Origin of the sequence: Streptomyces sp. NPDC097107, assembly GCF_044762405.1 — a bacterium.
Lineage (GTDB): Bacteria > Actinomycetota > Actinomycetes > Streptomycetales > Streptomycetaceae > Streptomyces > Streptomyces thinghirensis.
On sequence record NZ_JBIWEF010000017.1, the window covers coordinates 71,571 to 93,251 of the forward strand.

Annotated in this window: 18 protein-coding genes and 2 pseudogenes; 10 read left to right on the top strand and 10 right to left on the bottom strand. The window is 72.8% G+C overall.

All coding sequences use genetic code 11. The features are described from left to right. Positions 1 to 222: 222 nt before the first annotated feature. Both ACIQ1J_RS31785 and ACIQ1J_RS31790 read right to left on the bottom strand, forming a co-directional pair. Entirely contained in the window at positions 223 to 1,545 is a 1,323-nt protein-coding gene (locus tag ACIQ1J_RS31785) for an aldehyde dehydrogenase family protein (protein ID WP_403562295.1), read from the bottom strand. Between the two features lie 252 nt (positions 1,546 to 1,797). Then, positions 1,798 to 1,965, bottom strand: a complete 168-nt coding sequence (locus tag ACIQ1J_RS31790) for a hypothetical protein (RefSeq protein WP_337308127.1) — start codon at positions 1,963 to 1,965, stop codon at positions 1,798 to 1,800. A 197-nt stretch (positions 1,966 to 2,162) separates the two neighbouring features. Here ACIQ1J_RS31790 and ACIQ1J_RS31795 point away from each other — a divergent pair, with 197 nt between their 5' ends. Further along, positions 2,163 to 2,603, top strand: coding sequence for an SPW repeat protein (locus ACIQ1J_RS31795; RefSeq protein ID WP_210960873.1), 441 nt, complete (start codon positions 2,163 to 2,165; stop codon positions 2,601 to 2,603). Positions 2,604 to 2,741: 138 nt separating this feature from the next. Further along, positions 2,742 to 3,011 carry a GlsB/YeaQ/YmgE family stress response membrane protein gene (locus tag ACIQ1J_RS31800; protein ID WP_210960874.1) on the top strand — a complete coding sequence of 90 codons (270 nt, stop codon included), beginning with the start codon at positions 2,742 to 2,744 and terminating at the stop codon, positions 3,009 to 3,011. A 17-nt stretch (positions 3,012 to 3,028) separates the two neighbouring features. Here the strand turns inward: ACIQ1J_RS31800 and ACIQ1J_RS31805 are convergent. After that, a pseudogene (locus tag ACIQ1J_RS31805) lies at positions 3,029 to 3,798 on the bottom strand (epimerase); the annotation flags it as partial. A gap of 32 nt (positions 3,799 to 3,830) precedes the next feature. Between ACIQ1J_RS31805 and ACIQ1J_RS31810 the strand changes: the two are divergent. Continuing rightward, the gene (locus ACIQ1J_RS31810; protein WP_403562298.1) at positions 3,831 to 4,322 is read left to right on the top strand and encodes a nucleoside deaminase; all 492 of its coding nucleotides are present in this window, start codon (positions 3,831 to 3,833) and stop codon (positions 4,320 to 4,322) included. A 125-nt stretch (positions 4,323 to 4,447) separates the two neighbouring features. On the opposite strand, the gene ACIQ1J_RS31815 is transcribed toward ACIQ1J_RS31810, so the two are convergent. After that, positions 4,448 to 5,155 carry a chaplin gene (locus tag ACIQ1J_RS31815; RefSeq protein ID WP_403562300.1) on the bottom strand — a complete coding sequence of 236 codons (708 nt, stop codon included), beginning with the start codon at positions 5,153 to 5,155 and terminating at the stop codon, positions 4,448 to 4,450. Positions 5,156 to 5,420: 265 nt separating this feature from the next. Between ACIQ1J_RS31815 and ACIQ1J_RS31820 the strand changes: the two genes are divergently transcribed. The 4 genes from ACIQ1J_RS31820 to ACIQ1J_RS31835 all read left to right on the top strand — a co-directional run bounded on the left by ACIQ1J_RS31820 (position 5,421) and on the right by ACIQ1J_RS31835 (position 10,923). Further along, positions 5,421 to 7,025, top strand: coding sequence for an alpha/beta hydrolase (locus ACIQ1J_RS31820; RefSeq protein WP_403562302.1), 1,605 nt, complete (start codon positions 5,421 to 5,423; stop codon positions 7,023 to 7,025). Between the two features lie 71 nt (positions 7,026 to 7,096). Further along, on the top strand, positions 7,097 to 8,191 hold the full coding sequence (locus tag ACIQ1J_RS31825; protein ID WP_403562304.1) for a chemotaxis protein: 1,095 nt from the start codon (positions 7,097 to 7,099) through the stop codon (positions 8,189 to 8,191). 117 nt (positions 8,192 to 8,308) lie between these two features. Continuing rightward, on the top strand, positions 8,309 to 9,328 hold the full coding sequence (locus ACIQ1J_RS31830) for a Gfo/Idh/MocA family protein (RefSeq protein WP_403562306.1): 1,020 nt from the start codon (positions 8,309 to 8,311) through the stop codon (positions 9,326 to 9,328). A 272-nt stretch (positions 9,329 to 9,600) separates the two neighbouring features. Then, positions 9,601 to 10,923, top strand: coding sequence for a PP2C family protein-serine/threonine phosphatase (locus tag ACIQ1J_RS31835; RefSeq protein ID WP_403562308.1), 1,323 nt, complete (start codon positions 9,601 to 9,603; stop codon positions 10,921 to 10,923). Between the two features lie 47 nt (positions 10,924 to 10,970). Here the strand turns inward: ACIQ1J_RS31835 and ACIQ1J_RS31840 are convergent, their stop codons facing one another. Further along, positions 10,971 to 12,485 (bottom strand): hypothetical protein, encoded by a 1,515-nt coding sequence (locus ACIQ1J_RS31840; protein ID WP_403562310.1) that lies wholly within the window; start codon positions 12,483 to 12,485, stop codon positions 10,971 to 10,973. A 304-nt stretch (positions 12,486 to 12,789) separates the two neighbouring features. Here ACIQ1J_RS31840 and ACIQ1J_RS31845 point away from each other — a divergent pair, with 304 nt between their 5' ends. Together ACIQ1J_RS31845 and ACIQ1J_RS31850 are read left to right on the top strand one after the other, a co-directional pair. Further along, on the top strand, positions 12,790 to 13,929 hold the full coding sequence (locus ACIQ1J_RS31845) for an aminoglycoside phosphotransferase family protein (RefSeq protein WP_403562312.1): 1,140 nt from the start codon (positions 12,790 to 12,792) through the stop codon (positions 13,927 to 13,929). Between the two features lie 276 nt (positions 13,930 to 14,205). Beyond that, complete coding sequence (locus tag ACIQ1J_RS31850) at positions 14,206 to 16,140, top strand: N-acetylmuramoyl-L-alanine amidase (RefSeq protein WP_403562314.1); 1,935 nt, start codon at positions 14,206 to 14,208, stop codon at positions 16,138 to 16,140. Positions 16,141 to 16,149: 9 nt separating this feature from the next. On the opposite strand, the gene ACIQ1J_RS31855 is transcribed toward ACIQ1J_RS31850, so the two are convergent. The 5 genes from ACIQ1J_RS31855 to ACIQ1J_RS31875 all read right to left on the bottom strand — a co-directional run bounded on the left by ACIQ1J_RS31855 (position 16,150) and on the right by ACIQ1J_RS31875 (position 20,629). Further along, positions 16,150 to 16,647: a hypothetical protein gene (locus tag ACIQ1J_RS31855; protein ID WP_121750623.1), complete on the bottom strand. Its 498-nt coding sequence runs from the start codon at positions 16,645 to 16,647 to the stop codon at positions 16,150 to 16,152. Between the two features lie 58 nt (positions 16,648 to 16,705). After that, the gene (locus ACIQ1J_RS31860; RefSeq protein ID WP_403562316.1) at positions 16,706 to 17,308 is read right to left on the bottom strand and encodes a CGNR zinc finger domain-containing protein; all 603 of its coding nucleotides are present in this window, start codon (positions 17,306 to 17,308) and stop codon (positions 16,706 to 16,708) included. A gap of 268 nt (positions 17,309 to 17,576) precedes the next feature. After that, entirely contained in the window at positions 17,577 to 18,482 is a 906-nt protein-coding gene (locus tag ACIQ1J_RS31865) for a universal stress protein (protein WP_403562318.1), read from the bottom strand. Positions 18,483 to 18,646: 164 nt separating this feature from the next. Further along, entirely contained in the window at positions 18,647 to 18,889 is a 243-nt protein-coding gene (locus ACIQ1J_RS31870) for a DUF397 domain-containing protein (RefSeq protein WP_403562320.1), read from the bottom strand. A gap of 234 nt (positions 18,890 to 19,123) precedes the next feature. Beyond that, a complete protein-coding gene (locus tag ACIQ1J_RS31875; protein ID WP_403562322.1) occupies positions 19,124 to 20,629 on the bottom strand; it encodes an acyl-CoA synthetase in 1,506 nt (501 codons plus the stop codon). An 89-nt stretch (positions 20,630 to 20,718) separates the two neighbouring features. Between ACIQ1J_RS31875 and ACIQ1J_RS31880 the strand changes: the two are divergent. Further along, positions 20,719 to 21,596: pseudogene (locus tag ACIQ1J_RS31880) on the top strand (penicillin acylase family protein); the annotation flags it as partial. Positions 21,597 to 21,681 lie beyond the last annotated feature (85 nt).

A 21,681-nucleotide genomic window follows, 5' to 3' on the forward strand; every position in this document is an offset into this window, starting at 1 on the left:
GGGCAGGACGGAGCGGAGCCCTTGTGCGCGCGTGCCGGACGGACCGGCCACGGCGTGGGGGCGGCCGTGGTGGGGGGTGTGAAGGCACACTCAACCGCGTTGGTCTGTACCAGTCAAGGGTGTAGACCACTTCAAACCCGGCCGTCTTCCGGCCGGGTTGGCGTGGACTCTTCGCGCGGCCGGCTCGGCGGACCCTCGGGCTCCTTCGAGGCCGCGCGCCGGTCAGCTCAGCGGCTTCTTCAGGACCGCCTTGCGGTGGCTGAACGTCTCGATGGAGTAACGGCCGTGGTAGTTGCCCATGCCGCTCTCCCCCACGCCGCCGAACGGCAGGTCGGAGACGGTGAGATGGGCGAGCGGCAGCCCGTGGCCGAGACCGCCGGAGGACGTCTCGGCGGCGAACCGCTCCCGGGTCGTGTCGGACTCACTGAAGACGTAGAGAGCCAGCGGCTTGTCGCGGTCGTTGACGAAATCGATCGCCTCGTCCAGGCCGGGCACGGTGACGATCGGCAGGATCGGGCCGAAGATCTCCTCGCGCATCACGGGAGCCTCGGGGGCGACGTCGGCGAGAACGGTCGGCGCGAGGTACTTCTCCGTCCGGTCACTGCCGCCGCCGACGACCACCCGGCCGGAGCCCAGCAGACCGGTCAGCCGGTCGAAGTGGCGCTCGTTGACGATCCGCGCGTACTCCGCGGACTGTGCCGGGTCGGCCCCGTACAGCCCCTCGACCGCGCGGACCAGCGCCGGCTCCAGGGCGGCGGCGGTCTCCGGGTCGGTGAGGACGTAGTCGGGGGCCACGCAGGTCTGGCCGGCGTTGAGGAACTTGCCGCCGGCCAGCCGGGCGGCGACGACGTCGAGGTCGGCGTCGCGGTCGACGAACGCCGGTGACTTGCCGCCGAGTTCGAGGGTGACCGGGGTGAGGTGCTCGGCGGCGGCGCGCATGACGATGCGGCCCACGGTGCCGTTGCCCGTGTAGAAGACGTGGTCGAAGCGCTCGGCGAGCAGCGCCGTGGTCTCGGGGATTCCGCCCTCGACGACGGCCACGGCCTCGGTGTCCAGGTACCGCGGCAGCAGGCGGGCCAGCACGGCGGAGGTGGCCGGGGCCAGCTCGCTGGGCTTGGCGACCACCGCGTTGCCGGCCGCCAGGGCGCCGACCACCGGGGCCAGCAGGAGCTGGGCCGGGTAGTTCCAGGGCGCGATGACGAGGACGACGCCCAGGGGGTCGTACCGCGTCCAGGCGGTGGCGTCGGCGCCGAGGTGCGCCGGGACGGGGGCGGGCTCGGGGCGCAGCCAGTCGGCGAGGTGGCCGAGGGTGTGGTCGATCTCGCGCACGGTGAAGCCGATCTCCGTGCGCTGCGCCTCGGCGGCGCTCTTGCCCAGGTCGGCGTGGAGCGCTGCCTCCAGGTCCGGGCCGTTCTCCGTGAGGAGCGCGCGCAGCCGGTGCAGCTGTGCGGTGCGCCACTCGACGGGCTTGGTGCGGCCGGTGCGGAAGGTGGCACGCAGCCGGGCCACGACGTCGGCGGGCTGCTCGGGGGCGGGGTGGTTCACGGTGTGCCTCGCTGATGGGGGAATCCGGTGACGGACACCGACTGGACGGCTGAAAGACTGGAAACAACTGGATGTAGTCGCCAACATTTCAGGCACCAAAATACATTCCCGGGCCACGGTGCCGGTTTCGCGTGCACCGACGAGGTCGTGGCCGGAGGCGGACGCGCGACGAGCGTCGACAGCCCGATACGGGCGTGACGAAGTGCGGTGTTCGGGCGGGGAACGCGCAACCGCCCCTCCCCCGGCCCTTGTTCAGTCCTCGTCGCGGGCCGGTACGACCACGAGGAAGGCGTCCGACTGCAGGTCCATCACGACGGTCGCGGCCTCGCCCTGCGCCCGACGGCGTGCGGCGCACTCCTCCGCAGGCCACGATCCGCGCGGCGACCCCGCCGGGAATCGTTCCAACACCTTCGCGCCCATAGCGGCGACCACCTCCACCACCCCTGTGTCCGTTCGCGCTCTCCTGCCTGAGCGTTTGCCCGCGATCGGCATGGACATGTCCCCGCCCACCCTCGACTACACATAAGGGAGAAATAAGAGCAGAATGGACCTATGCGGTGTTACCGCACACCGCGACCAGACGCGGTCAAGGCCCGGTAAGTCAAAGGAGACGACTCATGGCCAACGTCTCGCACACCCGAGGTGACATCTCCAGCCACCCCGACGCTCCGGAGATGCAGGCGCGCTACGCCCGCATGCTCGGCGGTCGGGATGTGGCGCTCGTGGACGGGCCGGTATTCCTGCTCGGCCTGTACTGTGCCGTGTCCCCGTGGATAGTCCACTTCACCACGAGCCAGCCCGCACTCGTGGCCCACAACCTGATCATAGGAATCGCCATCGGTCTGCTGGCCCTCGGCTTCACCCGAGCCCCGGAACGCATGTACGGCCTCAGCGGGGCGATGTGCGCGATGGGCATCTGGATGATCATCTCGCCATGGATCGTCGGCACCAACCCGGACGCCGGCGTCATCTGGAACAACATCATCATCGGCGCCCTGACCCTGGCCCTGGGCACGGTGTGCGCCGCCACGGCGGCGAAGACCATGCGCAAGCCCTAGACGCGCGGGAAGGGAACACGTCGGGCCGGCCCGTCCCCGCGGGTCGGCCCTTGCCATGCCCCGGGCCCCCTGGCGGACTGCGTCCGCCCACAGTGGGCACATGCACTACTGCGGGGGTCTTGACAAGAAGGGGCGGAGATGGAGATCGACGGCATCATCAGTGCCATTGTCATCGGAATCGTCATCGGCGTCCTGGGCCGACTCGTCGTCCCGGGCCGTCAGCGCATCGGGGTCCTGTGGACGATCCTCGTCGGCATCGCGGCCGCGTTGATCGGGTCGTGGATCGCGACGGCGTTCGACGTGGGCGACACCGACGGCGTCGACTGGGTCGAATGGCTCATCCAGATCGGCCTGGCCGCGGTCGGCGTGGCCGCACTGGACCGGTCGCGGCCGCGCACGCGCCGCTGAGTGAGGACGCGGGACCGTCACCGGCTGCGGAGCCACTCCTCGTACCAGGTCACGGTGGCCTCGACGGTGTCGGCGAGCGGCTTCGGGGGCCACCCCGCAGGAGCGCTCGAAGGCGGCGGAGTCCCTTGTCTGGGTGCCGTGGGCTGGAGAACATCTCCGCGTACTCGGCCATGAACCGCTCGTCGAAGGGGCCGACGGGGCGGGGCTCCGCGAGCACCATGACGTCCGGCCGGCCCACGCGCTTCTCGATCACCGTGTGGATCTCACGCGTGCTGACGGCGGGCGCGGTGGGCAGGTGCCAGACACGGCCGTCGCCCTCCGGTGGCCGAGCGTCGCGAGACCGGCCGTCACGTCCCGGATGTCCGTGTAGCTGTGCGGCAGGTCGATGTCACCGAACGCCAGGACCTGCCCACCGGTGAGCGCGCCCGGGAAGACGGCGGCACCCGGGGACGAGTTGAGCACTCCGGGACCGACGAAGTCGGCGCTGCGGCCGGGGGCCACCCGGGCCCGGCCGGCCCGGTGCGCGGCGAGGCACCGCTCGTCGAGTTCCGGGCGCATCCGCCCCTGGCGGCTGATCGCCTGCCAGGGGCTGTCCGCGGTCATCACCGCTCCCCCGGCCTCGCCGTACGGGTACAGCGTGTCGAGTACGACCAGCCGGGCCCCGGTCGTCTCGACGGCCGCCAGGACGGCTGACTGGAGCGGGGCCTTGCCTCACCTCCGACTGGAGGTGGTAGGCACCGTTGGCGCAGTGGTACACGACAGCCGCGTCACCGGCCGCGGCCCGGGCAAGGATCACGTGATCGAGGAGGGCCGTACACCATGGTCGTGAAGGAAACGGAGCTGCCGTATCTGCGCCGTTGCGTGGAACTGGCGGCCGAGGCACTGGACGCCGGCGACGAGCCGTTCGGGTCGGTGCTGGTCGGCACGGACGGCACGGTGCTGGCCGAGGACCACAACCGGGTGGCCTCCGGCGACCGCACCCGCCACCCGGAGTTCGAGCCGGCGCGCTGGTCCGCCGCCCACCTCACCCCCGAGGAGCGGGCCGCCGCCACGGTGTACACGTCCGGCGAGCACTGCCCGATGTGCGCCGCCGCGCACGCCTGGGTGGGCCTGGGACGCATCGTGTACGTCGCCTCGTCGCGGCAGCTCGGCGAGTGGCTGGCGGAGCTGGGCGTCCCGGCACCGCCGGTGCGGACGCTTGCGGTGCGGGAGGTCGCGCCCGGCGTGCCGGTGGCGGGCCCGGTACCGGAACTGACCGAGGAGATCCGCGCCCTGCACCGCCGTTTCCACGAGGGGCGGCCCGGGGCGTAAGGGGGCACGGACGAAGTCACCGAGCGGTCTCTGCCACGCCCGGCGGCGCGGGACGTGTCCCGACGGAGCGGGTCGCCCCGGCGACGCGCGCTGTCCGGCGTCCCGGGACGACCGTCCGCTCTCGGTCAGCTCCCGGCCCCCGGCCGGAACCGCCGGTAGAGGACGGCTCCGCCCAGCACGAGCGCCGCGCCGCCCGCGAGAGCGGGCACGGTCTGGTCCGCCCCGGTGTGGGCGAGGGACGCCGACGCCTGCGGCGGGGCGGCGTGCGGGACCGGCTTCGGCCGGGCGCGCTCGCGCTCCTCCTCGGGTGCGGACGGCTCTGGCTCCGGCTCCGCGGGGGGCCGCTCGGGCTCGGGACGGTCGCCGGAGGTGTTCGTCGACTCGTTGCCGACCGCCGGGTTGCCGATGCCGACGACGTTGACGCTGTTGCCGGTGACGTTCACCGGGAGATGAACCGGCAGCTGCACGCCGTTGCCGGAGAGCACGCCCGGCGAATCCTGTGCGACGCCCTCGGCGACCGCACCGCCGGACGAGCCGGTGCCGGCGGAGGATGCCGTCCCCTTGCCCGTCGCACCCGCTCCCCCGGTGTTGGCGCAGCTGTTGCCCGCAGCCGGGTTGAGGAGCCCCACCACGTTCACCGTGTTGCCGCAGACGTTGACCGGCACGTCCACCGGGAGCTGGACGGTGTTGCCCGAGATCAGCCCGGGCGATCCGACGGCGGCACCGTCGGCGGAGGCGCCGTCGGACGCGAACGCCGCGTATCCCGGCATCGTCACGGCCAGCGCGCCGGAGGCGGCGACGGCGAACACCGCGTTTCGGGTAACCCTTCTCATGAGGTTCCCTGCCTTCCAGACATGGTCACGGGCGCTCGCCCGCACCGGTTAAAACGCGGGAGCACCATCCGAGTTATGGCTTATAGGCCTTTCACTCCATCGAGTGGCCGTTTTGTCGAACGAGCGGCAAAGCGTCCGTGCGCCCGCCGAGGCCACTGCCCCCGTGCGACCGGAGCCGCCGCCCGGAGGCGAGGTGAGCGAGGCCCGCTTATGGTGATCGAGGGCGCCGACCACCGGTCCGCGACGGGACGCCCGGGAGGCATCGATGCAGGCCAAGCTGTCGACTCGGCCCTCGGTCCGGCGCTGCGCGGTCACCGGAGCGCTCGGGCTGGCCCTGCTGTCCACGGGGCTGCCCGCCGCGACGGCACGGGACACCGGGCCCGACCTGTCCCGGTTCCACGACCAGAGGATCAAGTGGTCGGCGTGCGAGGGCATGGACGTACCGAAGGACCTGCAGTGCGGGAAGGTCACCGTCCCCCTCGACTACGACCGCCCCGAGGCGGGAACCCTCGACCTGGCCCTCGCCCGGTACCGGGCGACGGGTGAGTCGCGGGGCTCGGTACTGCTGAACTTCGGCGGCCCGGGCGGCTCCGGCGTCAGCGAACTCTCCGCCGGCGGCAAGGACTTCATGCACCTCACCAACGGCTACGACGTGGTGGCTTTCGATCCCCGCGGCGTCGGCCGGTCCTCGCCGGTCACCTGCGGCCCGGCCACGCTGGACATCGTGGAGGCGACGGACGGGGACGAGAAGCTCACCGACCCGCAGGACGTACTACGGCGCCTGCGGGAGGCGGCGGCCGAGTGCGCGAAGCACTCCGGCCCGGTGCTGCCCCACATAGGCACGGTGAACGCGGCGCGCGACATGGACGTGATGCGCCGGGCGCTCGGGGACGGCCGGCTCAACTACCTCGGCTTCTCCTACGGCACCCGGCTGGGCGCGGTCTACGCCGCCCGGTTCCCGGACAAGGTCGGCCGGATGGTGCTGGACGGCGTGGACACGCTGACGGAACCGCTGACCGAGCAGGGGCTGACCGGCGCGCGGGGGCAGCAGACCGCGCTGGAGAACTTCCTCGACTGGTGCGTGGAGGACATCGCCTGCCCGTTCGGACAGGACGCCCGCCAAGCCCGGCGCCACGTCGAACAGGTCATCGCCTCGCTCGACGCGGACCCGGTACCGACGGGCTTCGGCGAGCCCTTCTCCGGACAGGACATGGTGGGCGCCATCGGCCAGGCGCTGTACAGCGAGGAGCTGTGGCCCACGCTGCAGCGGGCGCTCGCACAGCTGCTCGAGGACGGCGACACCCGCGGCCTGGAGGGCTTCGTGTCCGGCGGCGTCACCTTCCCGGTCCGCGCACGGACTCCCGCGGACACCGGCGGCGGCCTCACCGACCCGGAAGACGTCCCGATGGACAATCTGCCGGCCGCCCTGATGGCGATCAACTGCGCCGACGACCCCGACCGCCCCACCGCCGACCAGGTCGCGAAGTCCCTGGAACGGCTGCGCGCACGGTACGAGGAGGCCTCGCCGGTATTCGGCCGGTACCGCCTCACGCAGGTGCTGATGTGCTACGGCCGGCCCAAGGGCACGGACTACATCCGGGACGACGTGAAGGACCTCGACACCTCGAAGATGCTCCTCGTCGGCACCCGGGGCGACCCGGCCACGCCGTACCGCTGGACGGTGGAGACGGCCGAGCGGCTCGGTTCCGCGGCGGTGGTCCTCGACAACAAGGGCGAGGGGCACACCGGCTACGCGTCCTCCGAATGCGTGCACCGCAAGGTCGACGACTTCCTGCTGTACGGCTCCCTGCCGCCCGACGGCAGCTCCTGCGGCTCCGAGGGCTCCCGGACCTCCCGGGACGACGACTGAACCGGAAGGCGCGACCGGGATGATGAATTGCTCCGAATGCCCGATACGCCCATCAGTCCTATCGTGCTGACATGGAGCACGATCTGAGTCCCGCCACCCTCGCCGAACTGCGGCGCCCCCGCCCCTACCCGGCCGTGTCGGTGCTGACCCCGACGCACCGTCGCGAACCGGACAACGCCCAGGACTCCGTCCGGCTGCGCAACGCGGTCGCCGAGGCCAAGAAACAGCTGCAGGACGATCCCGCGGTCACCCGCGAACGGCGCACGGAGGTGTCCCGGGAACTCGACCGGGCCCTCGCCGAGGTCGATCCGACACACGCCGAGGACGGCCTGGCGCTCTTCGCCGCGCCGGGTGAACACCAGGTCTGGACGCTCGCGCGCTCCGTCCCCGAGCGCGTGGTCCTGTCGGACACCTTCCTGACCCGCAACCTCGTCGCCGCACAGGCCGCCGAGCGGCCGTTCTGGGTGCTGTCGGTGGCCGCCGACCGCGTCAGGCTGTGGAGCGGGGGCGCGGGCCGGGTCGTCGAGGACCGCACCGGCGGATTCCCGATGGACCGGCCGCCGCTGGACTTCGACCCCGAACGCCAGGAGCGGATCGGGGACGCGCCCAGCACCTTCCGGGACGAGACCACCCGCCGGTTCCTGCGCGACGCCGACACCGAGATGGGCCGGGTCCTGCGCGCGCATCCCCGGCCGCTGTACGTCACCGGACCGCAGCCCGCGCTGTCCCTGCTGGAGGAGACCGGGAACACCGTGCGGGACGCGCTCCTCGTCCCGCACGGTGGCCTCGCGCACGGGACGGCGGAGGCCGTGTGGCAGGCGGTGCGGCCGGTCCTCGACGACGAGGCGCGGGGCGCCGTCGAGGCCGTCGCCAGGGAACTGGACGCGGCCCGCGGACGCAAGGACTTCGCGGCCGGCGTCGACGAGTTGTGGGAGAGCGCCCACGCCGGCCGGGTCCGGCTGCTGGCCGTCGAGGAGAACTACAAGGTGACGATGCGCGACGACGGTGAGCACCTGCTCCCGGCGGACAGCGGTGACCTCGGCGCCCGTGAGGACATCGTGGACGAGATCGTCGAGCAGTGCCTGGAGACCGGCGCCGACGTCCGCTTCGTGCCGGACGGCGCACTCGGGGAAGTGGACGGTATCGCGGGGGTGCTGCGGTACTGACGCCCGCCGCCGAGCCCCGGGGCCTCCGCCCCTCTTGACGACCATGAAACCCTGTTCGCCGTACCCGCACCCGCCCCTCGGCGGGTGTGCGGCGGACGGGGAAGGAGCCGGCGGAGCGTGAGCGGACTTCTGGGTGTGGCGGTCCTGGGCGCGGGACACATGGGCGCCGATCACATACGACGCCTCGACCGGGTGATGAGCGGCGCCAGGGTCGCCGCGGTGGCGGACCCCGACGCCGAGCGGGCCAAGGAGGCCGTGGGCGGGATCGACGGGGTCGTCGTGCACACGGACGTCGAGGCCGCGCTCGACGCGCCGGGCGTGGAGGCCGTCCTGATCGCCTCGCCGGGCGAGACGCACGAGGAGGCGCTGCTGGCGGCCTTCGCGCGGGGGCTGCCGGTGCTGTGCGAGAAGCCGATGGTGCCGGACTCCGCGGGAGCGCTGCGCGTGGTGGAGTCGGAGGCGCGGCTGGGCCGGAGGCTGGCGCAGATCGGGTTCATGCGGCGGTACGACGCCGAGTACCGGCAGCTGAAGTCGCTGCTGGACGGCGGGCGGCTGGGCCGGCCCCTGATGCTGCACTGTGTCCATCGCAACGTGTCCTCTCCGCCGCACTTCACCTCGTCGATGCTGGTCACCAGTTCCGTCTCGCACGAGATCGACGCGGCCCGCTGGCTGCTCGGGCAGGAGCTGACCGCGGTGACCGTGCTCCGGCCGCGCCCGTCGGCGGGCGCGCCCGGGGGGCTGCTCGATCCGCAGTTCGTGCTCTTCGAGACCGAGGAGGGCGCGCTGGTCGACGTGGAGATCTTCGTCAACTGCGGCTTCGGTTACGAGGTGCGCTGCGAGGCCGTCTGCGAGGCGGGCAGCGCCCGGATCGGTCAGGCGCACACCATGGTGGTGACGGCGGCGGGCGGTGCCCGGGAGGAGGTGCCGCAGGACTACCTCGTACGGTTCGCCGACGCCTACGACCGCGAGGTGCAGAGCTGGGTCGACGCGACCCGGCGGGGCCGGGTCACCGGGCCGGGCGCCTGGGACGGGTACGCCGCCGCCGCGGTCGCCGAGGCGGGGGTGCGGGCCCTGGAGACGGGAGCGCGCACACCCGTCGACCTGGCACCCCGCCCGGCACCCTCCGACTCGCCATAGAACAGGGGCCCGACGAACACCAGGGCGACGACGTCGCCGGACTCCGACGCACCTCAAATCCCTTAGGAAAATTACGGCTTGACCCACGGCTCACGTACGCCGTTCGGGTGCCGAAGTCGCTCGGGGAAGACTGTGGCATATGCCCGAAGCACCACCGTATCGTGTGTTGCCGAATCCCTTACGGGGCGTCGCGGGCTGTGCAACAGTCGTAACGGTCCTCGCGCCAGCCTCGTTCCCGCCTTGGTCGTACCGTCTGCACATCGGAGTGCGTCATGTCGTCCCATCTCTCCGCGGACCACCCGGCCGCCCAGCCACCGGGACACGGCTCGGTCGAGGCGCTGATATCGCAGGCCCGGCGGCTGCGGGGCGACGTGGACGCGATACGGCGGGACAGCCAGGACGACGGAACGGACCCCCGGGGACGCTGGCAGCGCGCCCTGTACGACCTGGCACTGCATCAACTCAGCGACATCGACACGCACTTGGCGCAGCTCCGGGACGGCCCGACGCCCGCCCCGCGGCCCGGATCGCTGCTCAGCCGGGTCGGCAGCGCGGAGTGGAACCTGCTGACGGACGAGGCCGAGTGGTCCGGCGAGCTCTTCCAGATCCTCGGCCGCGACGCCGCCACCGCTCCGCTGAGCCTCGACGAACTCCCGTCCCTGGTACTCGCCGAGGACCGGCCGAAACTGACCGCGATGGTCACGGACTGCCTGGTCGACGCGCGGCCCATCGACGGCGAGTTCCGCGTCGTGCGCCCCGACGGCACCGTGCGTACCGTGCACATGATGGGCGAGCCCGTGCTCGACGCCGACGGCAGCACCGCCTCGATGTGGGCGGTGCTGCGGGACGTCAGCGAACTGCGCCGCAGCCAGCGGGCGGTGAGCGAGACCCGTGACTCGCTCCGCCGCCAACCGCTGTCCGCGGACATCGAGCAACGGGCCGCGGTCGAACCGCGGGAAGCCGTGCCGCCGCCCTGGCACGGCCTCCTGCGGTTCCCGCACGAGGGACGGCCTGGCCTGGACCTGGCCGCCGGCTACCTGCCGTCGACGGCCGACGCAGCCGGGTGCGGCGCCTGGTACGACGCGTGCCCGCTCGCCGGCGACGAGACCCTGCTCAGCGTCGGCGACCTCGTCGGCCCGGGCGCCGACGCGGCACAGGCTCCGGCGACGCTGATCGGTGCCCTGCGCGGCCTGGCGATGGCGGGTGTCCGGCCCGCACACCTCCAGGACCGACTCGACCGGTTACTCGAGACCACCGCCCTGCCGCCCGTGCGCTCCGCCCTGTACTGCGGATACCGGCCCCGCGCCCGCGCCCTTGCGTGGGCGCACGCCGGACACCCCGTCCCGCTGCTGTTCCGCGACGGGACGGGGCGCGGACTGGCCGGGCAGGCCGAGGCGACCCTCGAAGCCGGTGACCTGTTGCTCCTGCACACCGGCGAACTCGGACCGGCAGACGTGCGTCGGCTCCTCTCCCTGTCCGCCCGTCTGGCCGGGGTGCGCTCGGCGCAGGACGGCTTACGGATCGTGACGGAGGAGCTGGACGGGTCCCCGCGCCAGGCGGACGCCTGCGTGCTGATGGCCCGGGTGGCGCCTTAGCCGACGTGTCGATCGGACGACGCGTCGCCCGGACAACGCGTCGCGCCCTACGCCGGAGCGATGTCGCCGCCCTTCCCCCTGGGTGACCTGCTGGGCGACTTGCCCTTCGGCAGCGCAAGTTTGATCTCCTCCCGCAGCTCCTGGATCCTGGGGTAGCCGGCGTACTCGGCGGTGAGCCGGTACATCTGACGCAGTCGGTCCCAGGTCCGCTGGGAGGAGTTGGACCCCATCGACACCAGGGCGAGGCGCGCGTAGCGGTCCGCCTGTTCGGGGTCGTCGGCGATGAAGCAGGCGGAAGCCATGGACAGATAGTCGAAGATCTTCGACCGCTGCCGACCGTCGATCCTCAGTGCCAGTGCCTTCTCCGCGTAGTACTGCGCGTGCGCGGCGGCCCCCGGCTCGAAGTCGGCGAGCGTCCGGTAGGCCAGGGCCTGCATGCCGTACAGGTCCTCCTCCTTGAACGTCTGCATCCAGTCCGGTGGCGGCACGTCCGCCCGGTCGGAGACGAAGAGGTCCTCGGCCCGCCCCAGGGTGCGGCGCATCGCCTGGCCCTTGCCCATGGAGGCCTGCGCCCAGGCCTCGATGGTGTACAGCATCGCCTGAGTGCGCGGCAGCACCCCCTCGCCCGAACCGGACTTGGCGAGCTTCATCAGGTCGAGCGCGTCGTCGGGCCGGCCCAGGTGGACCATCTGGCGGGCCGCCCGGGACAGTGCCTCGCCGGCCCGGGGCCGGTCGCCGCCCTCGCGCGCGGCATGGGCGGCGATGACGAAGTACTTCTGAGCGGTGGGTTCCAGGCCGACGTCGTGCGACATCCAGCCCGCGAGGACGGCGAGGTTGGCGGCGACACCCCACAGGCGCCGCTGGAGATGGGGTGGGTGGTGGTAGGCGAGCATGCCGCCCACCTCGTTGAGCTGGCCCACCACGGCCTTGCGCTGGAGCCCGCCGCCACGGGCGGCGTCCCAGGCGCGGAACACCTCGACCGAGCGCTCGAGTTCCTCCACCTCCTGCGACCCGATGGGGGCGGCCTCGTAGCGGTCGAACCCGGCGGGGTCGGCGTGCAGGGGTTGGCGGAGGTCGGGAGCGTCGGCAGCCAGGGCCGGGTCGGTGTGCAGCCAGTCGTACATGGCGCTGCTGAGTGCGGATCCCGCGGCGAGCGCGGCGCCCGCGCCCACCAAGCCGCGTCGGTTGAGCATGAGGTCCATTCCCGTGAATTCGGTGAGGACCGCCGCAGTCCGCTCGGGCGCCCACGGCACACCGTCGGGACGTTCCTCGCCCCCGCCGCCCTGCCGTTTCCCCGCACGCCCGTGCCGGACCAGACCGAGGTCCTCGATGGTCACGACACGGCCGAGACGCTCGGTGAACAGAACCGCCAGCACCCGCGGCACCGGATCGCGCGGGATCTCTCCCATGTCGATCCATCTCCGCACCCGCGAGGTGTCGGTCGCCAGCTGAAGGTGGCCCATGGCCGCCGCCTGCCGGTTCACCAGCCTCGCGAGCTCGCCCTTGGACCAGCCGGCCAGGCCGAACAGGTCCGAGAGACGGGTGTTGGGTTCTTTGCTCACGTCAAGCCCCCAGGTTCTCGGCTGAGTTGACAGTAGCCCCGTGCAGGTTGCCGGGCGACTATTCGCCACCGTTCGCCAGGGTGCGCCAGATGGTGTGCCACGGGCGGCCGGGTGTCAGGTAGGAATGCGCCACCCCGACCCGGTCGCCGTGGGGTTACTCCCCAGGGTGGCCCTCAGCGGCCGGGCGGGCAGCGCGACGGCTTTTCAGAAGGCGTGACCTTCCGGATCGGATCTTCCGGATCGACCGGACGGGTACCGCGCTTCAGGCAGGCACAGCAGGCACACGAAGGGATCTGTCTCGCCCATGTACGCAGCATCGTCCTCCGTGTCCGCCCCGCAGCGTTCGCTGCACCCCCGTCCGGCGGCGGGCGGCGGCCCCTATCTCGCCCCCGCGCGTCCGCCGACCCCGGTGCTCGGGGCGGGCAGGGCGCGGCGCGGCGCGGGCCCCGGCACACAGCCGCTCAGCGGAAGAATCGACCTGTCCGGCTCCCAGGGCACCCAGCTGCGCACGGCGATCGCCGCCGTGCACCGGATCTGTCCGGAGTTCGCCCCAGTTCAGGTGCTGCGCCGCAGCGGGCGGTCCGTGCTCCTGGTCGGTACGACCGGGCGCAACACGGCGGTGGCCAAGTGCTTACTGGACCACTCCCCCGCTTGGGCGGAGCGGATCCGGCACGAGATAGGGGCATACCGCTCGTTCGTCCGGCACCGCCCCCCAGTGCGGGTGCCGAGGCTGATCGCAGCGGACCCGGACAACTGCACGCTGGTGATCGAGCGGATGCCAGGACGGGTGGCGGCGCTGCAGCGGCACCCACTGGAAGCCCCGCCGCGGGCGGACATCAGGGCGGCGCTCGGCGCGATCTGCCGGCTCAACGCCTGGCGGCCGCCCGCGGGCACCTTCGACGCCCCGCTGGACTACGCGGCGCGGATCTCCCGGTTCCACGAGCTGGGTCTGCTCACCGACCGGGACCTGGGCGACCTGCAGAAGCTGCTGCACGGCATCGCCCATGCGGGCCGCCAGGGCATGGGCCAGTTCTGCCACGGTGACGCGCTGCTGTCCAACATCCTCATGTCACCGGCCGGTCCAGTGCTGGTGGACTGGGAGCACGCGGGCTGGTATCTCCCCGGCTACGACCTGGCGACCCTGTGGGCGGTCCTCGGTGACGCCCCGGTGGCCCGCCGTCAGATCAGTCAGATCGCCCAGTCGGCGGGGACGGCCGCGCGCGACGCGTTCCTGGTGAACCTGATGCTCGTGCTGACCCGGGAGATCCGTACGTACGAGACGGCCGTGCAGCGTTCGATGCACGACACGGTTCCGGCACCGCAGGCTCCGGCCCACCCGGGCGCCGCGCCGACCGGCGAGGAACAGCGGCTGCTGCTGCGCCGGCTGCACGACGACTGCCAGATGGCGCGCAGGGCCGTGCGCGCGGCGGTCGGCACGCGCTGACGGGAACGCCGGTCCGAGGAGGCGACGGTCCGCGGTGTGCCCTTCAGGGGCGCACCGCGGATTTCATGTGCCCGGGGACCCGCAGCGGCCATTGGTGTACGCCACTGACGCCGCGCAGGCCCTTGCGCCGCCGTCGCGAAACTCGCCCGCCCCCCTGCTGACATGGGAAATCGCCGACACGACGGCATGATTGACGGATCGTAGGACCGCCGGGTACCACTGACCCACGCTCGGCCCCGCACGCCCCGCCACGCCCCACCGTCACAGGAGGCCGCTTTGCGAGGTTCCCCCGTCGTGCCCGCCCTGACCACCGCGGCACTGCTGCTGCCGCTGCTCGGCGCGGCACCGCCCGCCGCCGGCCCCTCCGACGCCCCACCCGCCCCCGACCGTCTGCAGCGGGCGTTCGCCACCGCGGCGGCCGAGTACCAGGTGCCGCAGAGCGTCCTGCTCGGCGTCTCCTACCTCCAGTCCCGCTGGGACGCGCACGGCGGTGCGCCGAGCGTGACCGGCGGCTACGGCCCCCTGCACCTCACCGACGCGCGCACGGCGCTGGCCGGGGCGTCGCACCACAGCGAGGGCACCGAGGACCCGCGCGGCGACGACGCCCGCGCCCCGCTGCACCCGACGGCCACGGCCGCACACCCCACCGACCTGCCCGCCCGGCTGACCACGCTGCCGAAGGCCGCCGAGCTGACCGGGCTGAGCCCCGGCGCGCTGCGCGAGGACCCGGCGGCGAACGTGTCCGGCGGTGCCGCGCTGCTCGCCGCCGCCCAGCGGGAACTGGGTGAACCGCTCAGCGCGGACCCGGCGGACTGGTACGGGGCGGTGGCCCGCTTCTCGGGCGCGGAGGACTCCGCGACGGCGGCGGCGTACGCGAACGACGTGTACGAGGTGATCCGCGCGGGCGAGCACCGGACCACGGACGCCGGGCAGCGGGTCGCCCTGGCCGCCCGGCCCGACGTGGCCCCCGATGTCTCGCAGCTCGCGGACGCGGGCCTGCGGGCCGCCTCCGCCGCCGGCACCGAGTGCCCGAAGACGGTGTCCTGCGAGTGGATCCCGGCGCCGTACGAGGAGTTCGGAGACGGCGACTACGGCAACCACGACCTGGGAAACCGGCCCGCCTCCCAGCGCGTCCGGTACATCGTCGTGCACGACACGGAGGGCGCCTGGAACGGGGTCCTCAACATGGTCCAGGACCCGGCCTACGTCTCCTGGAACTACACCCTGCGCTCCACCGACGGCCACATCGCCCAGCACGTGAAGGCGAAGGACGTGGCCTGGCACGCGGGCAACTGGTACGTGAACGCGAAGTCGATCGGCCTGGAGCACGAGGGCTTCCTCGCGGACCCGGACGCCTGGTACACGGAGGCGATGTACCGCTCGTCGGCGCGGCTGGTGAAGTACCTGGCCAAGAAGTACGACATCCCGCTGGACCGGCAGCACGTCCTCGGCCACGGCAACGTCCCCGGCACCACCACCGCGACGATCCCGGGCATGCACACCGACCCGGGCCCCTACTGGGACTGGCGGCACTACTTCCAGCTGCTCGGCCGCCCCTTCGAGCCCACCGCCGGCAAGAAGTCCGGCCTGGTGACGATCCGCCCCGACTACGCCACCAACCGCCCCGAGTACACCGGCTGCGAGACGAAGGGCGAGCCCTGCGCGCCGCACGGCTCCAGCGAGGTGCGGCTGTACGCCGACCACGACGTGAACGCGCCGCTGATCAAGGACATCGGCCTGGGCACCACCCCGACGACCGGGGTGAACGACCTGTCCTCCCGGGTCTCCACGGGCCAGCAGTACGCGGTGGCCGACCGGTGGGGTGACTGGACGGCCATCTGGTACCTGGGTCAGAAGGCCTGGTTCCACAACCCGAAGAGGAGCCCTGCGGCGGTTCCCGCCTCGGGCCGGGTGATCACTCCGAGAGAAGGGCTGGAGAGCGTCCCGGTGTACGGGCGCGCGTACCCGGAGAAGGCCGCCTACCCGGCGGACGTGCCCGCCCAGGCCGTGTCGCCACTGCCGTACCGGCTGCTGAAGGGGCAGAAGTACGTGGTCGGTGAGAAGGTACCCGGCGAGTACTACTACGCGGTCACCTTCGACGAGGCCTCCCACCGGGTGGTGACCGGAGCGGACGAGTACTACGAGATCCAGTACGGCCACCGGGTCGCGTACGTGCGCGCCGCCGACGTCACGCTCGCGGCCGTGCGGTAGCCGGCCGGATCAGCCCTGCTGGAAAAGCTCCGCCGGGAGCGGCTTCAGCAGGGCGTACAGGTCGTCGGTGATGGGCCGGTCCCAGGCGGCGATGGTCACCAGGACACCGTCGCTGCGGTCGAACTGCACGCAGGAGATCCGGCCCTCGGAGAGCTTGAGGCGGCGCACGATGAGCAGGTTGTCGCCCTGCATGACGGGTACGTCCTCGGTGCCGACGACCGTGATCTCCTCGTCGTTCTCCAGGGCGAGCAGCAGCTGGGCCACCTCGAACGGGATCTCTCCTTCGGGGACCTCGCGGGCCGGGGAGCCGGTCGGCAGATTGCCGATGATCATCGCGGGACCGCGGCCGCCGAAGAGGTCGTAGCGCAGGAAGACGCCCTGACAGCTGCCGTCGGGCGCGGGCAGCAGGCCGGCGCCCAGGTTCCCGGGCCAGTCGCCCGGATCCATGGCCAGTACGTCGAAGTCGGGCCCGGCGGGCGTGGCGCTGCGGCGGCGGAGGAACGACATGCCGCCATGGTACGTGGCCCGGGCCCACGAACGGCGTGCGGGCGGGAGCCCGGCCGGGCTACGCGGTCCGCTTGTGCCGTTCGTGGTGGCGGGCCACCCGGGCCCGGTTGCCGCAGGACGGCTTGCACCACTCCTGGCGGGAGTGCTCCTTCAGGAAGTAGCGCACACAGCGCGGTGCGTGGCAGGCCCGCAGCCGCGGCCGGTCGGGCCCCGTGAGGAAGCCGATCACCGCCCGCGCGAGGGCGGCGGCGAGATCGGGCCGGCCACCGTGCGCGAGCTCCGCGCGCACGACGGGTCCGGCGCCGTCGGCCCAGTCCAGGACGGGAACGGTGGGGGTGCGGGCGGCTGCCTCGTTCAGGCGCCGCACGGCGTCGGGAACGGGAAGCAGCCGGGCGGCGTCGGCGGGGCTCGGCTCGCCGGGGCGCACGGCGCGGGCGAAGAGGGCACGGGCAGCGGCGCGTACCTCGCGGGCGGCGGCCAGGGTGGGCTCGTCGGCGGTGAAGACGTCGGTGTCCGGCACGGTGTCGGGGTGCGCCCGCACCCAGGTGGTGAGCCCCGCGAGGCCGGTGAGGTCGTCGGCGACCCCGCCGTTCCCGTCGTGCCGGACGGTCAGAGCGAGGTCGAGGGCGATCCGGGCGTCCCTGCTGGGCGAGTCCTGCATGGGCCGATGATAGGCACGCCGGGTTCCGCCGAAGGCCGGGGTGCGTGACGCCCCGGGCGCCGGGCGCGCGGGACCGGCGACGATCCACTCCTGCTCGGAAACGGGGTGGCGGGCGCGTGGGTCTGCGCCGGGTTCGTCCCCCGGTCACGCGTCGGTCGACGCCCAGCCCCGCGGTTCGGGACGCGACGCAGCGGCGGCAGGCTGCCGTATGGCGTATGCAACGGCCGTCGGCACCGCCGACGTCGTCGGTGGGCACAGACCTGCGCCCTCACTCCTCCGCCGGCGCCGGCGGCACCACCGCGACCGGGGACGCCGCGTGCAGCAGGACGGCGTGGGTGACCGAGCCCATCATGCGGGCCGGGACCAGCAGGCGCCGGCGGTGGCGGCCGACTACGACCAGGTCGGCGTCGCGGGAGGCGGCTACGAGGTGCCCGGCGGCGTCGCCGGGCAGGGCGTTCGTCTCGGCCCGGATGTCGGGGTGACGCCCTCGGTACGGGGCGAGGAAGCCGTCCGCCAGGACCCGGGTCTCGCTCTCGATGGAGACCTCGTCGATCACCAGCGGCATCATCTGGCCGGCGGCGGCCCAGGTCTGCACCGGCCATGGGTAGGCGGCGATCACCTGGAGGCGGGCGCCGCGCCGCGCGGCCTCGGCGAAGGCGAAGGACAGTGTGGCGTCGTCGGGGCTGTCCACGTGCAGGCCCACCACCACCCGGGGGCCGGGTTCGGCCGGTGCCTCGCCGTGGACCTCGCGCCCGGGGCGGGGCACCACGACGACCGGGCACTCGGCGTCGCGGGCGACGGCCATGCCGTTGGAGCCGAGCAGCAGGCTGGCGAAGCCGCCGCGGCCCCGGGAGCCGAGAACCAGCAGCTGGGCGTCGGTGCCCAGGTCCGGCAGCACGGCGCCCGGTAGGCCCTCCATTCCGACGTACTCCGTCGGCACCGCGAAGGCCCGCCCCTGCAGATGCGCGCGGGCCTGGTCGAGCACCGGGTCGTCGCCGGTGTCCGGCGGCCCCGCGACCAGGACGTCGGTCTGTGCCCAGGCGGCGTACTGGCGTACGTGCACCACCCGCAGCGGTGCCTCGCGCCGGTGGGCGGCGTCGAGGGCCCAGTCCAGGCCGCGCAGGCTGTCGTCCGAACCGTCGACCGCCGCGATGACCGGCAGGGTGGTGCTCATGGGTTCCTCACCTCCGGAGTGCAACCGTTCCCCCTCCTGGCGTCAGCCTCGCTCAGGCGTCGGCCACGAAGGGGCACCCACGGTCGCGTGTCCGGAAAATCGGGCGGAACACTCCCGGATCGGCCGGACGCACCCCGGCCCGGCTCACCGACCCGGCGGGCGTTTCACGTGAGGTCGAACTCCCCTTCCCGCGCTCCCGACACGAACGCGCCCCATTCCGCCGGGGTGAAGATCAGGGAGGGACTTTCCGGGCTGCCGCTGTTCCGCATGGCGATGAACCCCTCGACAAAGGCGATCTGGACATCCCCCTGGCCTCGGCTGCTGGACTGCCACTGCGCGTTGCTGAGATCCAGCTCCGGCTTGTCCCAGCCCATGAGCGGGCGCTGTTGGGTGGTGCTCTCGGCCACGTCCGTGCTCCTCCCGATTTCGTCGTCCGCGGTCAGCCTAGCGATCGGGTCCGAGCGCCGACAGGCCACGTGACGGGTGCCTTTCGGAAGATCGGCGCCGCGGTTCCCACCCGTCACACGCCCCGATGGTGCCCCGGCCGCCTCAGCCCTGCGCGAGAAACGCGACGACACGCCGCACGAACCACTGCGTCGATCTTCGGCGCCCGTCGCTTCGGCCGCAACGGAGGTGCCGGGTCACGACTCGGCGAATCGGTCCCGCAGTTCGCGTTTGAGGATCTTCCCGCTGGCGTTGCGCGGTAGCGCGTCCACGAATCGGACCCGCTTGGGTGCCTTGAACGCGGTGAGCCTCTCGCGGGCGTGGGCGATCAGTTCGTCCTCCGTGACCTCGCCGCGCGGGACGACGACCGCCGTGACGGCCTCGATCCACCGCTCGTCGGGCAGGCCGATCACGGCGGCCTCGGCGACGGCCTCGTGGGTGTAGAGGGCGTCCTCGACCTGGCGGGAGGCGACCAGCACGCCGCCGGAGTTGATGACGTCCTTCACCCGGTCGACGATCGTGAAGTAGCCGTCCGCGTCCCGCACGGCGAGGTCGCCGGAGTGGAACCAGCCGTCGCGGAAGGCCGCTGCGGTCTCCTCGGGCTTGTCCCAGTAGCCCTCGCACAACTGCGGGGAGCGGTAGACGACTTCGCCCGGCCTGCCGTCGGGCACGTCCTTGCCGTCCTCGTCGACGACGCGTGCGTCGACGAAGAGCACGGGCCGGCCGCAGGAGTCCATCCGGCCGTCGTGCTCGTCCGGGCCGAGGACGGTGGCGAGGGGGCCGATCTCGCTCTGGCCGAAGCAGTTGTAGAAGGCCAGGTCCGGGAGGCGTTCGCGCAGCCGCTCCAGGACCGGCACGGGCATGATCGACGCCCCGTAGTAGGCCTTGAGCAGGCCGCCGAGGTCGCGGGTGGCGAAGTCGGCGCGGTTCGCGAGGCCGATCCACACGGTGGGCGGTGCGAAGAGGCTGTCCGCGCGGCCGGCCTCGATCAGGTCGAAGAGGCGGTCGCCGTCGGGTGCGTCCAGGACGGTGTTCGTCGCGCCGACGGCGAGGTAGGGCAGCAGGAAGACGTGCATCTGCGCCGAGTGGTAGAGGGGCAGCGCGTGCACGGGGCGGTCGCCCGCGCCGAGGTCCAGGGCGGTGATGGCGCTCAGGTACTCGTGCACCAGCGCCCGGTGGGTCATCATCGCGCCCTTGGGCAGTGCGGTGGTGCCCGAGGTGTAGAGCAGTTGCACGAGGTCGTCGCCGCCCGGCTCGGGGCCGTCGTACGCGGGCGCCGTGGCCTGCCGGGCGAGCAGGGAGTCGTCGGCGTCGCGCAGCGGGAGGACGCGTGCGCCGTCGGGGAGCCGGCCGGCGAGGTCCGGGTCGGCGAGGACCAGGGTGCTGCCGGACTGGCGGACGATGTAGGCGAGGTCGTCGCCGGTCAGGTTCTGGTTGACCGGGACGTGCACCAGGCCCGCGCGGGCGCAGGCGAGGAAGGCGATCAGGTAGGCGTCGGAGTTGTGCCCGTAGGCGCCGACCCGGTCCCCGCGGGTCAGTCCCCGCTCCAGCAGGACGCTCGCCGCGCGGGAGACGGCGGCGTCGAGTTCGTCGTACGTCCAGGAGCGGTCGCGGTACTCCACCGCGACGCGTGCCGGAGTGCGCCGGGCACTGCGGCGCAGCACTCCGTCGACCGTGCTGCCGTGTCCGGGCGTCAGCGTCATGACATGATCCTCGGCCGGTCGGCGGGGCGGGTCAAGACGCGTGCGCCGCGCCGGAAGCAGCTCGTGTCATGCCACTGACACGTACACATACCGCCTGGCCGACCAACGCGGACCGGCCGCTGACCGGCTACGAGCGGGTCTTCGGCACCGTCGGCACCCAGCGGTCGATGCGGACGCGGGGTGCCATCGAGGACGTGGCGGCGATGGCGGACCGGGGTGAGCTGACCGTGCGGGACCTGCAACGGCAGCAGTTCGCCAACCGCGCCCCCGCCGGCGACCTGGCCGCGGCCGACGCCGCGCGTGCCTGCGCCGCACTGCCGGGCGGTACGGCCACGGGCAGCGACGGCACGAGCGTCGATGTCCGCGAGGCCTGCGGTGTGCTCGCCGGCTGGGACCGCACCGTCGACACCGGCAGCCGGGGCGCGCTGCTCTTCGACCGGTTCTGGCGCGGGCTCACCGAGGCGGTACCGGCGGGGCAGTTGTGGAAGGTGCCGTTCTCGCCCGCGGACCCGGTCACCACCCCGAACACGCTGAACACGGACGCGCCGGGCTTCGCCACCGCCCTCGCGGACGCGGTGGCCGAGCTGCGGGCGGCGGGCATCGCGCTGGACGCGCCGCTCGGTGAGCACCAGTCGTCGTGCGGGGCGGCAAGCGCGTCCCCGTGGGCGGCGGCACGGAGTCGCTGGGCATCTGGAACAAGATCGAGCCCGTGTGGGAGTCGGCTCTCGGTGGCTACTCCGAGGTGACCACCGGTTCCAGCTGCATCCAGGCCGTTGGCTGGGACGGGAGCCGGTGCCCGGTGGCCCGTACGCTGCTGACGTACTCCCAGTCCTCCAACCCCGCCTCGCGCCATTACGCCGACCAGACCCGGCTGTTCTCGGGCGAGAGGTGGGTGACGTCCCGGTTCTGCGAGCGCGACATCTGGACATCGCCCGGCCTCCGGGTGGTCCGGGTGCGCGAGCGCTGAGCCGCACGCGGCTCCACCGCACCGCGACCCGTCCGGCGCCGTGCCGGGCGGGTCCGGCGGTTCGTCAACTCCGCACGCCCCATTG

What these genes read in the sequence shown, in the direction of transcription:
- ACIQ1J_RS31820 (WP_403562302.1), top strand. Translation starts at nt 5,421, where the DNA reads ATGCAGGCCAAGCTGTCGACTCGGCCCTCGGTCCGGCGCTGCGCGGTC.
- ACIQ1J_RS31790 (WP_337308127.1), bottom strand. Translation starts at nt 1,965, where the DNA reads ATGGGCGCGAAGGTGTTGGAACGATTCCCGGCGGGGTCGCCGCGCGGA.
- ACIQ1J_RS31855 (WP_121750623.1), bottom strand. Translation starts at nt 16,647, where the DNA reads ATGTCGTTCCTCCGCCGCCGCAGCGCCACGCCCGCCGGGCCCGACTTC.
- ACIQ1J_RS31865 (WP_403562318.1), bottom strand. Translation starts at nt 18,482, where the DNA reads ATGAGCACCACCCTGCCGGTCATCGCGGCGGTCGACGGTTCGGACGAC.
- ACIQ1J_RS31845 (WP_403562312.1), top strand. Translation starts at nt 12,790, where the DNA reads ATGTACGCAGCATCGTCCTCCGTGTCCGCCCCGCAGCGTTCGCTGCAC.
- ACIQ1J_RS31810 (WP_403562298.1), top strand. Translation starts at nt 3,831, where the DNA reads ATGGTCGTGAAGGAAACGGAGCTGCCGTATCTGCGCCGTTGCGTGGAA.
- ACIQ1J_RS31800 (WP_210960874.1), top strand. Translation starts at nt 2,742, where the DNA reads ATGGAGATCGACGGCATCATCAGTGCCATTGTCATCGGAATCGTCATC.
- ACIQ1J_RS31795 (WP_210960873.1), top strand. Translation starts at nt 2,163, where the DNA reads ATGGCCAACGTCTCGCACACCCGAGGTGACATCTCCAGCCACCCCGAC.
- ACIQ1J_RS31825 (WP_403562304.1), top strand. Translation starts at nt 7,097, where the DNA reads ATGGAGCACGATCTGAGTCCCGCCACCCTCGCCGAACTGCGGCGCCCC.
- ACIQ1J_RS31815 (WP_403562300.1), bottom strand. Translation starts at nt 5,155, where the DNA reads ATGAGAAGGGTTACCCGAAACGCGGTGTTCGCCGTCGCCGCCTCCGGC.
- ACIQ1J_RS31875 (WP_403562322.1), bottom strand. Translation starts at nt 20,629, where the DNA reads ATGACGCTGACGCCCGGACACGGCAGCACGGTCGACGGAGTGCTGCGC.
- ACIQ1J_RS31835 (WP_403562308.1), top strand. Translation starts at nt 9,601, where the DNA reads ATGTCGTCCCATCTCTCCGCGGACCACCCGGCCGCCCAGCCACCGGGA.
- ACIQ1J_RS31860 (WP_403562316.1), bottom strand. Translation starts at nt 17,308, where the DNA reads ATGCAGGACTCGCCCAGCAGGGACGCCCGGATCGCCCTCGACCTCGCT.